Annotated in this window: 15 protein-coding genes and 1 pseudogene; 10 read left to right on the forward strand and 6 right to left on the reverse strand. The window is 43.9% G+C overall.

Going from position 1 to position 13,201, the window contains the following annotated elements; all coding sequences use genetic code 11:
* Nucleotides 1-82: 82 nt before the first annotated feature.
* Nucleotides 83-331, reverse strand: a complete 249-nt coding sequence (locus AM228_RS11395; protein ID WP_054466253.1) for a Ycf34 family protein — start codon at nucleotides 329-331, stop codon at nucleotides 83-85.
* 102 nt (nucleotides 332-433) lie between these two features.
* On the opposite strand from AM228_RS11395, the gene AM228_RS11400 reads away from it, so the two are divergent.
* From AM228_RS11400 to AM228_RS11410, 3 genes are all read left to right on the forward strand, one after another.
* Nucleotides 434-1,774 carry a CCA tRNA nucleotidyltransferase gene (locus AM228_RS11400; RefSeq protein ID WP_054466234.1) on the forward strand — a complete coding sequence of 447 codons (1,341 nt, stop codon included), beginning with the start codon at nucleotides 434-436 and terminating at the stop codon, nucleotides 1,772-1,774.
* A 160-nt stretch (nucleotides 1,775-1,934) separates the two neighbouring features.
* Entirely contained in the window at nucleotides 1,935-2,411 is a 477-nt protein-coding gene (gene tadA, locus AM228_RS11405; RefSeq protein WP_054466235.1) for a tRNA adenosine(34) deaminase TadA, read from the forward strand.
* 163 nt (nucleotides 2,412-2,574) lie between these two features.
* Nucleotides 2,575-3,345: a DUF1350 family protein gene (locus AM228_RS11410; protein ID WP_054466236.1), complete on the forward strand. Its 771-nt coding sequence runs from the start codon at nucleotides 2,575-2,577 to the stop codon at nucleotides 3,343-3,345.
* A 73-nt stretch (nucleotides 3,346-3,418) separates the two neighbouring features.
* Here AM228_RS11410 and AM228_RS11415 read toward each other — a convergent pair whose 3' ends face one another.
* The 5 genes from AM228_RS11415 to ispG all read right to left on the reverse strand — a co-directional run bounded on the left by AM228_RS11415 (nucleotide 3,419) and on the right by ispG (nucleotide 9,783).
* On the reverse strand, nucleotides 3,419-4,057 hold the full coding sequence (locus AM228_RS11415) for a helix-turn-helix domain-containing protein (RefSeq protein WP_054466237.1): 639 nt from the start codon (nucleotides 4,055-4,057) through the stop codon (nucleotides 3,419-3,421).
* 79 nt (nucleotides 4,058-4,136) lie between these two features.
* Complete coding sequence (locus tag AM228_RS11420) at nucleotides 4,137-4,793, reverse strand: nitroreductase family protein (protein WP_082348843.1); 657 nt, start codon at nucleotides 4,791-4,793, stop codon at nucleotides 4,137-4,139.
* 467 nt (nucleotides 4,794-5,260) lie between these two features.
* Nucleotides 5,261-6,289: an S-methyl-5-thioribose-1-phosphate isomerase gene (gene mtnA / locus AM228_RS11425; protein WP_054466239.1), complete on the reverse strand. Its 1,029-nt coding sequence runs from the start codon at nucleotides 6,287-6,289 to the stop codon at nucleotides 5,261-5,263.
* Between the two features lie 143 nt (nucleotides 6,290-6,432).
* Nucleotides 6,433-7,719: a carboxyl-terminal processing protease CtpC gene (gene ctpC / locus AM228_RS11430; RefSeq protein WP_054466240.1), complete on the reverse strand. Its 1,287-nt coding sequence runs from the start codon at nucleotides 7,717-7,719 to the stop codon at nucleotides 6,433-6,435.
* 837 nt (nucleotides 7,720-8,556) lie between these two features.
* Nucleotides 8,557-9,783: a (E)-4-hydroxy-3-methylbut-2-enyl-diphosphate synthase gene (gene ispG, locus AM228_RS11435; protein WP_054466241.1), complete on the reverse strand. Its 1,227-nt coding sequence runs from the start codon at nucleotides 9,781-9,783 to the stop codon at nucleotides 8,557-8,559.
* 88 nt (nucleotides 9,784-9,871) lie between these two features.
* On the opposite strand from ispG, the gene AM228_RS32410 reads away from it, so the two are divergent.
* The 7 genes and pseudogenes from AM228_RS32410 to AM228_RS11460 form a co-directional block, all read left to right on the forward strand.
* On the forward strand, nucleotides 9,872-10,021 hold the full coding sequence (locus AM228_RS32410; RefSeq protein ID WP_156331706.1) for a hypothetical protein: 150 nt from the start codon (nucleotides 9,872-9,874) through the stop codon (nucleotides 10,019-10,021).
* A 189-nt stretch (nucleotides 10,022-10,210) separates the two neighbouring features.
* Nucleotides 10,211-10,378, forward strand: a pseudogene (locus AM228_RS36160) (type II toxin-antitoxin system HicB family antitoxin); the annotation flags it as partial.
* Nucleotides 10,378-10,596, forward strand: a complete 219-nt coding sequence (locus tag AM228_RS11440) for a type II toxin-antitoxin system HicA family toxin (RefSeq protein WP_054466242.1) — start codon at nucleotides 10,378-10,380, stop codon at nucleotides 10,594-10,596. The pseudogene AM228_RS36160 and the gene AM228_RS11440, both read left to right, overlap by 1 nt.
* A 107-nt stretch (nucleotides 10,597-10,703) precedes the next feature.
* Nucleotides 10,704-11,447 carry a Uma2 family endonuclease gene (locus AM228_RS11445; RefSeq protein ID WP_054466243.1) on the forward strand — a complete coding sequence of 248 codons (744 nt, stop codon included), beginning with the start codon at nucleotides 10,704-10,706 and terminating at the stop codon, nucleotides 11,445-11,447.
* 160 nt (nucleotides 11,448-11,607) lie between these two features.
* Nucleotides 11,608-11,997 carry a hypothetical protein gene (locus AM228_RS11450; RefSeq protein WP_054466244.1) on the forward strand — a complete coding sequence of 130 codons (390 nt, stop codon included), beginning with the start codon at nucleotides 11,608-11,610 and terminating at the stop codon, nucleotides 11,995-11,997.
* A 32-nt stretch (nucleotides 11,998-12,029) separates the two neighbouring features.
* Nucleotides 12,030-12,476, forward strand: coding sequence for an NUDIX hydrolase (locus AM228_RS11455; RefSeq protein WP_054466245.1), 447 nt, complete (start codon nucleotides 12,030-12,032; stop codon nucleotides 12,474-12,476).
* Between the two features lie 431 nt (nucleotides 12,477-12,907).
* A partial coding sequence (locus tag AM228_RS11460; protein ID WP_369817712.1) for a patatin-like phospholipase family protein occupies nucleotides 12,908-13,201 on the forward strand: 294 nt, incomplete at its 3' end.

Here is a 13,201-nt window from a genome sequence, read left to right on the forward strand (position 1 = left end):
ATGATTTTAATGATAAATCAGAGGGGATTTCGGGACGAGAGAATTGTTTTTACCCCCAGTCCCTACCTTCCCCGACCCTCGGTTATGTGGGAATGGCTTCTCCCGGACGCAACCGAGCCCATTTACCCATTTCTGCTTGAAAACTGTTACAACCCACTACATCCCATTCCATTTCGATCGCATCTGCTTGAGAGCGAATATTCACATTAATCGATGGTTCAATGGGATCAAAATCTGGAATATCAGTTAAATGGGGTTGTTGGTGTTGGGTTTCCACCGCGTGATAGGTGATGCAGCGGTCTACATAATGGCAGTTAATACAAATACACATCTCGACAAACTCCATAACAAACTCCACGACCTTTTTGTTAATCTAGCTTATACAGTCCTAAATTTGTCTAGTCCCTCAGTCTAGATACCTACCCGAATACCTATGAACAGCAAAAATGTTGAAAATATCGCTATTTTATCCCCGGAAACTTGGCCATTTAGTTTGGAATGGTTGCCGAATGATGCTTATTTGGTCGGAGGGGCGGTGCGAAATGCCCTGCTGCAACAGCAAGGGAAAATCCAGTCCACTGCATTAGGCTATCTTGATTTGGATTTTGTTTTGCCCGGTCAAGCGGTGAGCATTGCCAGTAAAATTGCCAAAGAATATAAGGCTGGTTTTGTGGTACTTGATGAGAAACGTAAGATTGCTAGGGTGGTTTTTCAGAATGCAACTGTAGATTTTGCCAAGCAGGAAGGGTCTACTTTAATTACAGATTTAGGGCGACGAGACTATACCATGAATGCGATCGCCTATCATCCCCGGACTGGTGAATTTGTTGACCCTTTTAATGGTGAAGCAGATATTAAAAGTGGCATCATTCGCATGGTTTCTCCTACTAATTTGGCAGATGATCCATTGCGGTTATTGCGGGCTTATCGTCAGGCAGCCCAATTGGGTTTTACCATCGATCCAGAAACCCAAAAAGCCATCCGTCAATTAGCACCATTTCTGAAACAGGTGGCAGCGGAACGAATTAGAACAGAGTTGAATTATATTCTGGATTCTCCCCAGGGGGCAAATCCCTTGACTACCGCGTGGGAAGATGGGTTACTGGGTATGTGGTTTCCCAATGCAACGAAGGAAAGTTTCGCTGTGCTAGAAAGAATTGATGCAGCGGCGATTAAGTTAGCAGAAACTTGGCCAGATTTGGGACGGCAACTGTTTGCTTCTTGGCCGAAAAGTAGGCGAAGTTCTGGTTATTTAGCGGTGGCTAAATTTGCGATTTTGGTATCTCCTGAACCGAAGCAAGCGGAAAGCCAATTAGTCCGGTTAAAGTTTAGTCGATCGGAAATTAGCGCTGTGACGCGAGTGCTGCATAGTTGGCAGCGATATCAAACTCTTGATCGGCATAATTTAGAGCATGATTCTGAAACTAATTTGGTGCGATCGCAATATTTTATCTTTCAGGAAGTCAAAGAAATGTTTCCGGCATTGGCTGTTAAAATAATAGCGGAAAAAATAGAAGTAACCGAAGAAACCCTGTTTTTTAAAGAAACCGGTGTTTTGAACCAATTGATAGAAAAATATCTTAACCCCGAAAATCAAATTGCTCATCCCACGCCTTTAGTCACAGGGCAACAATTAATGGCAGCTTTAGAACTACCCAGTAGTCCAGAAATAGGCAAATTACTGACGGAAATTGCCCTGGCTCGTGCCACGGATCAAATCTCTACTCCAGAAGAGGCGATCGCCTTTGCCAAATTGCAAGAAAAGGTTAATTAATAGTTGTCATTGTTCACTATTACCTGCCCCTACACCCTACACCTTTATTTGCTTGGGTGATGGCGAAGCATTCCCGGAATTTTTTCCGGGAATGCTTCGCCCCTACAAGCCCCAAACCGACCAATATCTGTAGTCTATTCAATCAATCGAAAACAGCCGTATGCTAGAAAATCCAATTTATATTAACCATAAAAAATGGATGAATCGTGCTTTAGAACTGGCAGAAAATGCCGGAAAAGCAGCGGAAATTCCCGTAGGAGCGGTGATTATTAATAGTCAAAATGAATTAATTGCTGAAGGAGAAAACCGCAGAGAACGAGATAACGACCCCACCGCCCATGCAGAAATTATCGCTCTACGATTAGCAGGGAAACGGTTACAAAATTGGCACCTGAATGATTGTACTTTATATGTAACTTTAGAACCTTGTCCCATGTGTGCAGGTGCGATCACGCAATCCCGTTTAAAGTTATTAGTTTATGGCGCTGATGACCCCAAAACCGGGGCAATTCGTACTGTAGCGAATATTCCAGATAGTGCTTGTTCTTTTCATAAATTATCGGTGCTGGGTGGCATTCTTGAAACTCCTTGTCGGCAACAGTTACAATCTTGGTTTGCCCAACGTCGTAATCGGTAAAAAATTTGTGAGATAATTTAGTTAACTTGTGGTAATATTAGACATATTAATTGAACCACAAAGGCACAGAGGACACAAAGGTAATTTGTTCTCTGTGTCCTCTGTGTCTCTGTGGTTTTTTCTTCACGAACAAACAACAACCAACAAATAACTAATAACAAATATGGACTGGCAAGAATTTTCTGGTAACTGGGTTTATATTCCTTCTCGTCCCAAGGGAATAGTGCATTTTATTGGCGGTGCTTTTATCGGTGCAGCGCCCCATTTAACCTATCGTTCTTTATTAGAAGACACCAGTAAAAAAGGTTATGCGATCGTCGCTACACCGTTTATTAATACTTTCGATCATCGCGAGATTGCCCGGAATGTTTTGGAAAGCTTCGAGTGGTGTGTGGAACAATTGCAAATGGCGGGAAAATTACCGAATCGCTATTTGCCCGTTTACGGATTAGGGCATAGTATGGGCTGCAAGCTACATTTATTAATTGGTAGTTTATTTTCCGTGGAACGGGCGGGGAATATTCTGATTTCTTTTAATAATTTTCCGGCGCGGCGATCGATTCCTTTTGCGGACAATTTACCCGATGATTTTGATTTTGACTTTAGCCCAAATCCCAAGCAAACTAATGATATTATTGCTCGTAAATACCAAGTTAGGAGGAATTTGTTAATTAAGTTTAAGCAGGATGATTTGGATCAAACTCTCAGTTTAAATCCTATTTTACAAGAACTATTTTCTAATATGGTGACGGTGAAAATCCTGCCGGGAAATCACCTGACTCCGTTGAGTCAAAATGTGCAATGGAAACCGGGAAAAGAGTTTTCGCCCATCGATGCGATCGCCCAATGGGTGAAGCAAGAAATTCATCGAGAACCGGATCTGCTTAAACAAGAGATTTTCCGCTGGCTCAATCCTCTCGGTGTGAATAGCTAAATCGCAAATCAGCAATAAATTCCTAAATTTTTCCCAGGTAAAAACCCTTTTCAAAACCCTTTTGATTGACTAACTATGGGCTAACTTCTGTGCGATAAAGCAGTCGATCGCCTTGACGATAACCGGGACTTTTTACTGTAACCATTGCTCCCGGTTCCGCCGTTCCTTGGGTGAGTTGATGCCAGCGGGGATCGTAAGCCACCTGGGAACCAACCTCCGCGATCGCCTCTACTCCCCATTGTTTCACCAACTCTTCCACGGGACGCATTAGCGGCAACAGATTCGCCGCTGCTAACTGAGGATTTTGCTGGGCAGCGTAGACCGCTTTTGGCCATTGCTTTAACCAAGATTCCAGCATTTGTAAACCAGACTGCTGAAATTCCTGCATCAACACTTCTCGCTGTTGTGCCATCTCCGTTTTTAAGCGCTGATATTCTGCTTGATAGGAATCTCTTTTTCCCGTTGCGTCTTTCGTTTTCTGGGGAGTTAAGTCCACCTCACCAAATTGGCTCAGTAAATCAGCCAGGGGAATTTGCAGGGCGGCACTGAGTTTCAGCAAACTTTCGCCCCGCATTTGTAACGCTTTGCCTTCCCTTAATTGTTGCACCTGCCAACGAGAAACCCCCGCTTGGCGACTGAGTTCGCGCAAACTTCTCAGTCCTACCTGCGGCAATAGCTGTTGCAATCTTTCTGGATAATCGGTTTGACTCATAAATTTTGTCCCACAGTCTTGCTTTCCAGAATAGTTTTTGAGAGTGGTTTGTGTTTGACTTCTCTAAAATTATCGGTAATTATCGGTGAAAGGGTTGGCCAAATGTTTCACTGTAGACAACTTGGTTCGTTTCAAAACGTCCCCCATAAGGTTTCATGGGTTCAGCCGCATAACCCAGGGGCAGCAGACAGCAGACATCTACCTCTTCCGGGATATTAAATGCCGCTTTCACCTCAGAAGCGATAAACCCTTCCATTGGGCAGCTATCCACCCCGTAGCTTTTAGCCACAATCATCAAATGCGCTACGGCCAGCATGGTTTGCCGGTTTGTCCAAGCTTCTATGTTTTCAAAAGAGGGTTTATTCTCAAAAATCTTAGGAATCGCCGATCGCATATACTCCGCTAGTGGATCGGCGATCGCCCCGGTTTTCATGCCCAAGGAAATCACTGATTCAATATAATCTGGGTCAAGAACCCGGCGATCGCCACAACAAATCAACACCACCGGCGCCTCAGTCACTTGCCGTTGATTAAAGGCACAAGCTTTTAATTTTTCCTTATTTTCGCGATCGCGCACCACAATAAATCGCCAAGGCTGGAGATTAAACCCAGAAGGTGCGTACAAACCTAAGCGCAAAATTTCTTCCAAAATCACCTGGGGAATAACATCAGGACGGAACGCACGGGCCGCCCGTCTTTGTTCAATCGCTTCTTTGACGCCAATAGAAGGTTTCATCTCCATCCTCCTGTAGCAACTGCATGAACACATACCAGAATACCTAAATTTATGGAATAGATAACAATAAATCCCCAAACTTTCACATTTTTAATTATCTGTTATCTGTTTTTTGTTATTTGCTATAAGTTAATTGCTATTGGCTATCTGTTAGTTATTGGTTGTTTGGGGATGATTATGATAACAAACAACAAACAACAGGGAACAGGCAACAGGATGCTAATGAAAGAGGATGCTAATGAAAGACGAAAGAGTGAAGAGTGAATAGTGAGTAGTGGTATTTCATTGAAAGGCATCACTTTTCACTTGTACGGGCTAATGCGCTCGTCGCCCCTACGACTTTTGTACGGGCGAATGCGCTCGTCGCCCCTACGACTTTCCCCGTTCCCTGATAACTGTTCCCCGTTCCCTGATAACCCTTCCCTGTTCCCCAACCAACAACAAACAACAACCAACCAACAACATTTTTATTGAAACTGTTTTAAATCCCCTGGGTTGACTGCTCCATATTCCGTAATAATTTTAGTAATTAACTCTGCCGGAGTCACATCAAAAGCTGGATTATAAAAATCTACTCCAGGGGGAGTTAAAACCGTGTCACCTACTTGATAAACTTCGGCGAAATCGCGTTCCTCAATGGTAATTTCTGCCCCAGTTGCTAACTGAAAATCAATGGTAGAAAGGGGAGCCGCCACAAAAAAAGGAATCTGGTGGGCTTTGGCCACTAATGCTAAAGAATAAGTCCCAATTTTATTCGCCGTATCCCCATTTGCGGCAATGCGATCTGCGCCGACAATCACTGCATCAATCATCCCCTTTTTCATACAATGAGCCGCCATATTATCGGTAATCACGGTGACGGGAATTCCTTCTTGCACGCATTCCCAAGCTGTCAGTTTTGCCCCTTGTAAACGGGGACGAGTTTCATCCGCATAGACCCGCACTAAACGTTCCGCTTTCCAAGCAGAACGAATCACCCCCAAAGCGGTGCCATAACCCGCAGTGGCTAAGGCTCCAGCATTACAATGGGTGAGAATTCGCAGTTTCTGCGGGCTGGGGGGTAACACTTCTAAGCCTTTGTCCCCAATAGCTTGACAAGTTTGTATGTCTTCTTGATTAATAGTTTTGGCGGTTTCCAGAAGCACAGTCTTAATTTGCTCGACGGTTCCCTCGGTTTCTTGGGCAGTTTTTAACATCCGGTCGATCGCCCAAAACAAATTGACCGCAGTGGGACGAGTTTGCCGCAACTGTTGGCCAAAGAAGGCTAATTTTTCTAAAAAGATACTTTTGTTGTCGGTTTCAATTTCTCTAGCCCCTAAATACATTCCGTAGGCTGCCGCTACGCCAATAGCCGGGGCTCCTCTAACGATCATGGTTTTAATCCCATGAGCCATATCCTCAATGCGATCGATTTTGACCAGGCGATATTCAGCGGGAATTCGCGTTTGGTCAATCAGGAAAACGCTATCATCTTGCCACAGAATAGGATAAATCATTATACGAACTCAACGAAAAAGACCCCAACATCTTAGAACGATGGGGGTCTTCTTGGGTATATTTTTCTTCCCCAGGAGAGGCGATTCGCTTTCTCGACCGCTTTGCGGAATCGCGCATTTGATCTGAGGCTCAATGGTAATGCTTAATTTCCCGCTTGGATGCGGCGAGAGGCGGCAATTTCCTCTTTTAACACCTTTAACGCTTCCGCATATTGAGTATCGGTTTCAGTGCCAATCAAAGTGCGATCCTTCTTAATCGCTTCTTTAGCTTCTTCCGTCAAGTCAATCTCAATGTCTGGGTGAATGCCTTCATGGTTAATATCTGTGCCATTAGGGGTCAGATATTTGGCGATCGTCACCGCTAATCCAGAACCATCACCTAAACCCCGTACCGATTGGACTAAGCCTTTCCCAAAAGTTTTCGTGCCCACAACCACCGCTCGTCCGTTATCCTGCAATGCCCCAGAGAGAATTTCACTGGCACTGGCAGAACCGCCATCCACCAGAACCACCAGGGGTTTTTCGGTGAGCGATCGCCCCGAAGCTTCTTGGCGATCCATTTCCCCGCGTCGGTTAACCGTCGAGACAATCGTGCCGCTGGACAACCACATCCGGGCAATTTCCACACTGGAGTACAACAGACCCCCTGGGTTAGAACGCAAATCCAGAATATAGCCGGTAACTTTTTGGTTTTCCAAGTCTTGAATCGCTTGACGCATTTCTTCCGCTGCGTTGGCGTTGAATTGGTTGAGGCGAATATAACCAATTTTGCCACTGTCAGAGTCACGCAAGCTATAACGAACTGGGTGGATTTCAATGCGATCGCGCCGCATCGTATAATCTTTTTCCGGTTCTTTGTCCCGCTTAATCGTCAAAGTCACTTCTGTACCCACCGGACCACGAATTAAACTCACCGCTTGGTTAACATCCATGCCCTCGGTACTCTGACCATTAATTTTCAGGATCACATCTTTAGCTTGAATCCCCACCCGGAAAGCCGGAGTATCCTCAATCGGCGCAATTACCACCAGTTGCTTAGTTTCTTCATCTTGCGCCAACTGGATCCCTACCCCAGTCAGTTCCCCAGAAGTATCAATTTGCATATTGCGGAACTCTTCGGGATCCATAAACCGCGTGTATGGATCCTGGATTTGTTCCAGCATTTCTCTAATCGCGTCATAAGCTTGATCCATCGACTGATAGGATCGATTTTCCACATAATCCTGACGCACCGTTCGCCAATCTACACTATTAAAAGTACCATCAACATATTCCCGGTCAACGATCTGCCAGACTTCATCGACCAGTTCTTTGGGGCTATCTTGAAAAAAGGCTTGTCCTTGAGACAACAGTCCCGTGACCGTCACCGTAATCGCCGTTAACATAAATGCTGTTGTACCGAGAACAAGTCCGCGTTTTTTAATCACCATAAGTCTCCTGAGACGGGAAGAAAACATTACATATAAACATTTACAGCTACGAATCACTGAAATCCTGGTTTAATATTTTCCAGATCCATCACGAACGAGAATTACTTGATGGCTGGTTAGGGGTTTTGACGCCTTAAAGTGTCTAAGGTTCAAATATGGAGCGAGTTAACCCGCTACCTTACTCGAATCAGATTTTCATATCAATAAGTTCTCCATTATTTTTCCGTTATTTTCCAGGACTGCTCTTTATTTTAAAGAATTTTTTTAAGATTTTCACGTTTGCCGATCCTGCCCCTAACGAAAAGTTTCCGTAATATCACGGAGGTTCGACTGCTGCTACGTCCCTTGGTCTTAATATTAGCAACTGAGTAGAAAGGTTGTTAATTGATCGTCCGGGCGAAGCATTTGGGTAAAAGGTTATTGTGAAATCGGATAAGTTACTTGCCCGAATGCTATCGCCCCTACAGAAGCATTGCTATGCATTTTTCCTGAATTTCGCTGAATTATTAAAGGCTTTTTCTCCAAAAAACTAGCCGAGGCGAGACAACCGGGGATTATTCCTAGGGCATTTTTGTTATCATGGATCACCTCAACTCAACTACTTTTGTTAACTCGGTTGATTTTGATTAAGATACTTACGCCGCCGAAAAATTGCCCACCCTTCAGTTTTCACGATAACACAGATTTCCTTAACCAGTCTTGATGATTATTCTTTCCATAATTGTTTTTGGTGTAGTGATTGGTTATTCGTGATTGGTTATTCGTTATTCGATGTCTGGCACCTTATGACAAATAACCAACAACCAATAACAAATAACCAACAACTAACAACAAAAGTTAAGGATCGACCCAGCGACCGTCGGCCTTAATTAAATTGATCAATTCTGTTACACCTTCAGTTTCAGGGACTTTCTTAATTTCTTCCCGTCCGCGATAGAGAGAAATATAGCCCGGTTGCTTACCCACATAACCATAGTCAGCATCGGCCATTTCTCCTGGGCCATTGACAATGCAGCCCATCACCGCAATATCTAACCCGGTTAAATGCTTGGTGGCTTCTCGGACTTTATGCAGCACTTCTTCTAAGTTAAATAGAGTGCGACCACAAGAAGGACAAGCGACATATTCCACCATTGTTTTCCGCAAGCCTAACGCTTGCAGAATGCTGTAACAAACGGGGATTTCTTTTTCTGGGGCTTCGGTTAAAGAAACCCGAATGGTGTCGCCAATGCCTTCGGCTAAGAGAGTGCCAATGCCTGCGGTAGACTTGATCCGCCCATATTCTCCGTCTCCGGCTTCGGTGACTCCTAGGTGCAGGGGATAGTCCATGCCGAATTCGTCCATCCGTTTGGCCATCAGCCGATAAGCCGCTAACATGACGGGAACTCGCGAGGCTTTCATGGAAATTACCAGGTTGCGGAAGTCCAAAGATTCGCAAATGCGAATAAATTCTAGGGCGGATTCGACCATTCCTTCGGGAGTATCTCCGTAGGTAAATAGCATCCGTTCCGCGAGAGAACCGTGGTTCACCCCAATTCGCATGGCTTTCCCTTGATCCCGCAGGGAAATGACTAAGGGTTCTAAGGTTTCGCGGATTTTTTCCCCAATTTCATCAAATTCCCCTGGGGTGTATTCGGTGCGATCGCTTTTTGGCTTTTCAAAGACATATAACCCTGGATTAATCCGCACTTTATCGACGTGCTTGGCTACTTCCAGGGCGATTTTCATGCCGTTGTGATGTACGTCTGCCACTAAGGGCACGGGTTGATAGGTGGCGGCGAGTTTTTCTTTGATGGTGGCTAAAGCTTTGGCATGGGCCATACTCGGCACTGTCACCCGGACGATTTCACAGCCAATTTCATGGAGACGCCGAATTCCGGCAACGGACCCGTCGATATCTAAGGTATCTTCGTTGATCATCGATTGGACGACTACGGGATATCCGCCGCCAATGGTGACGTTGCCCACTTTTACTGGGCGAGTTTTGCGGCGATGGATGGTGGTGTCCATCAGGGCTGCGTTGGCATCCGCTTTAGGAGTTGTCGGTAGTGGCAGAGTTTGCATAGTTGCAAGAGTTTGAATTTTATTTAAATTCTCTTTTATATTTCAGATTGCCATATTTCGGGGATCTTTTGACAGTTCTGGGGTCAATATGATTAGGTTTTGCTGCCTCTGTCGGTGCGATCTCGGTTACTGGAGATGTTTGCTGCCGCCATCACCTCCAGGCATTCCGTGGGAATTTCCCGATCGCGCTGATCGTCGAGAAATCAGCAATGGTAGCGATCGGGTCGGGCCAGGGTAGGGAATCCCCCGGTTTGCTCAAAGGTATGTCACAATTATTTAGTGAGTCTGTTTATTTTGTTTTATTTTATTAAAGATCAAAATGTTAACCAGCTACATTCAAGCAGCCATGCACCGAGTGCTGAAGAAACCGGGTTTCTTTAGAAAATCTCTGTAACCCCACCAAAATTGTCATAGAAACCCGGTTTCTGGAGAAATCCCCGGTTTTCCAGGAGTTTGGGCAAATGCTGCAACTTTGGAAAATTGTCGAGAAGAATTACAGTCTGCCTTAGAAGATTGGATTTTAATTCGACTGGCAGATCGTCAATTTTTACCAATTGTTGATGGAATTGAATTAATGATTAAGGAGGCTGTTTAATGCCTCCAATTGGTCTAATTAAGAGAAAAGACTTAATTCGTTATTTAAAAGAACTGGGATTTGTCGGGCCGGTCGCGGGCGGAAAACATCAACATATGAAAAAAGGCGATCTTACCCTAACTCTGCCAAATCCGCATCAAAGTGATATTGGTATGGAGTTGTTGGTGAGAATATTGCGGCAAGACGGTATTAATCGGGATGAATGGGAAAATCTTTAGCATAATTTTAACAAAAATAAGAAAAAACGAAAATTGGCTCGAAAAAATCATTCCCGCATCCGCTAAACTAAGTTAAAATAAAAATAAAATAGTCATCAAAACCGCTTATGAATTTGGTTAAGGAACGCAATATTTCTGAAGATCCCCCAGAAGATGTTATATTTCCTGAAAGTGATTTATATAGCAATGAACCTCCAGTGGAAACTCATTTACATCTTCAGCAAATACTGCTGTTGCTGAAATGCTTAGATTGGTTATGGCGCGATCGCACTGACTATTTTGCCAGTGGAAATCTGACCATTTATTACTCCTCACGGCAACGGAAGTCGGAAGATTTTCGCGGGCCTGATTTTTTTGTCGTTCTTGGCACCGAAAAAACACCGCGCAAAAGTTGGGTGGTTTGGGAAGAAGACGGCAAATATCCTAATATAATTATTGAATTGCTGTCAAAAAGTACCGCAGCGATCGACCGAGGCTTAAAAAAACAACTCTATCAAGACATTTTTCGCACTCCTGATTATTTTTGGTTTGACCCAGATACTTTAGAATTTGCTGGTTTCCACTTGCTAGATTCTGTGTATGAAGCGATCGCCCCAAATGAATCAGGATATTTGTGGAGTAAGCAATTAGGGTTATATTTGGGGGTTTTTAACGGCCAATTAAGATTTTTTACCCCGGAAGGGGAATTGGTCAATACCCCAGAGGAAAGTGCGGAAACCGAACGTCAGCAAAAAGAGTTGGCCTTTGCACAAGCGGAAACCGAACGCCAGCAGAAGCAGTTGGCCTTGGAAAAAGTGGCTCAATTATCAGCCAAGTTGCAAGAATTGGGTATTGACCCGGATAGTTTGTAGATGGCTTGTAGATTGCTTTCTGGGGTATTACTGCGGTGTGCGTTAGAATCAGAAACAAGCCAAAAACTCGGTTTGATCGCGGAAAAAACCCGGTTTCTTGAAGAAATCTGGTTTTTCCGGCCATCCCCCGCCTCTACTTCACTCCACTAAAACCTGCGATATGATGCAACTTGACGCCAAACTGCTTAAGATAAGTGCGATCGCATTTGTATTGATCGGACTAACCAGTTGTAATGGCTTGGTCAAATCAGGATTGGGTGTCACCCCGATTAATGCGATCGAACAAAATTGGGAAAAACACTCTAAAGTTTATGTCAAAGGAACTGTACAAAAAGTAGTTCCTTTTGTGGATAGTGCCGCCTATCAATTAGCGGATGAGAGCGGGAATATTTGGGTTTTTATCCAAAAAGATTCTCCCCCCCAGATGGGAGAGCAAGTCTTAATTCAAGGTCAGGTTAAATATCAAAGTATTCCCATTTCTGACCAAGAGTTTGGCGAAGTTTATCTGGAACAAGTTAAGCGACTGGAATTGAATGAAACCCAAAAATAATTAATCAATAAAGGAAAAAGTAATTTTTTTAAATGAACACAAAATTGCGGCACGTTTCTTTAGGTATTTTACACCAAGACAGCAAATTCCTACTGCAACTAAGAGATAATATTCCGACAATCAATCATCCCGGTTATTGGGCCTTTTTTGGCGGTCATGTTGAACCGAACGAAACCCCAGAAGCTGCGGTTAAGCGAGAGTTAGAAGAAGAAATTGGCTATGCCCCGGCGGTGATTTCCTGGTTTGATAGTTTTGTGACTCCAGAAGTGGTTCGTCATATTTACTATGGTGACTTAACCGTGGACATGAATCAGTTGGTTTTAAATGAAGGATGGGATATGGGTTTATGGACTGTGGAAGAGATTCTGCGGGGCGATCGCTATTCGGAAAAAGCCGGTGAAGTTCGTCCCCTGAGTCGCCCTCATCAGGACATTTTGATTCAGTTTATTCAGCAGCATTTTCCCGAACTTTTTGATTAAGATTGATCGCCCCTAGCAAAACCAAACTATAATCCAAAAATCTTGGTTTTGATCCGGCTAACATGAACTAACTTAAAATTAAGGGCGATCTCGCCAAAGGGTAATTATCTTAACTGTCAAAACAGAGAATTAACTACCCTTTTGCCTCGCCCCTAAAGCCTTTACAGCAGGGAAAGATGGGATGCTTCCCTTCACCTTTTTAGACAGGGAAAACCACAGACAAATTTCACATCACTGCTTTTTCTCATAAACAGGCTATTTTTGCTGGCCTCATTTTAATTTTTATTTACATTTATTAACAATCAATCGATCCCCTTGGGTGTTATAGTTATTAATGCTTAGTAAATTCAGTTCGTGATCTCGCTTCAATTTCTATACCAGAAACGCATCACGATAAATTAACCGTTCCCAGTTCAAGAGGAAAATTGGTTATGGCAGAAAGAAAGAAAATCGTCATTGGATGTCAAGGTGGCGGAAGTCATACCGCTTTTACCGCTGGAGTTTTGAAAAAGCTGCTCCAAGCCGGTGTCCATGAACGCTATAATATTATTGGCTTAAGTGGCACTTCTGGCGGTGCGATTTGTGCCACTACCGTTTGGTATGGTTTGTTGAAATGGGCTAAAGGCTCTAAAGAACCCCCCTACAAGTGGTTAGTTGACTTTTGGACTAAGGGCAATGCTGCCAATTCCCTCTGGGAAGAGATGATTAATGATTGGACGATTCAA

Source organism: Planktothricoides sp. SR001 (assembly GCF_001276715.1).
Taxonomy (GTDB): Bacteria; Cyanobacteriota; Cyanobacteriia; order Cyanobacteriales; family Laspinemataceae; genus Planktothricoides; species Planktothricoides raciborskii.

Coding starts and splice junctions, on each gene's coding strand:
- AM228_RS11455 (WP_054466245.1), top strand. CDS start 12,030: ATGAACACAAAATTGCGGCACGTTTCTTTAGGTATTTTACACCAAGAC.
- AM228_RS11410 (WP_054466236.1), top strand. CDS start 2,575: ATGGACTGGCAAGAATTTTCTGGTAACTGGGTTTATATTCCTTCTCGT.
- ispG (WP_054466241.1), bottom strand. CDS start 9,783: ATGCAAACTCTGCCACTACCGACAACTCCTAAAGCGGATGCCAACGCA.
- AM228_RS11420 (WP_082348843.1), bottom strand. CDS start 4,793: ATGAAACCTTCTATTGGCGTCAAAGAAGCGATTGAACAAAGACGGGCG.
- AM228_RS11440 (WP_054466242.1), top strand. CDS start 10,378: ATGCCTCCAATTGGTCTAATTAAGAGAAAAGACTTAATTCGTTATTTA.
- mtnA (WP_054466239.1), bottom strand. CDS start 6,289: ATGATTTATCCTATTCTGTGGCAAGATGATAGCGTTTTCCTGATTGAC.
- AM228_RS11400 (WP_054466234.1), top strand. CDS start 434: ATGAACAGCAAAAATGTTGAAAATATCGCTATTTTATCCCCGGAAACT.
- AM228_RS11450 (WP_054466244.1), top strand. CDS start 11,608: ATGATGCAACTTGACGCCAAACTGCTTAAGATAAGTGCGATCGCATTT.
- AM228_RS32410 (WP_156331706.1), top strand. CDS start 9,872: ATGATTAGGTTTTGCTGCCTCTGTCGGTGCGATCTCGGTTACTGGAGA.
- ctpC (WP_054466240.1), bottom strand. CDS start 7,719: ATGGTGATTAAAAAACGCGGACTTGTTCTCGGTACAACAGCATTTATG.
- AM228_RS11445 (WP_054466243.1), top strand. CDS start 10,704: ATGAATTTGGTTAAGGAACGCAATATTTCTGAAGATCCCCCAGAAGAT.
- tadA (WP_054466235.1), top strand. CDS start 1,935: ATGCTAGAAAATCCAATTTATATTAACCATAAAAAATGGATGAATCGT.
- AM228_RS11415 (WP_054466237.1), bottom strand. CDS start 4,057: ATGAGTCAAACCGATTATCCAGAAAGATTGCAACAGCTATTGCCGCAG.
- AM228_RS11395 (WP_054466253.1), bottom strand. CDS start 331: ATGTGTATTTGTATTAACTGCCATTATGTAGACCGCTGCATCACCTAT.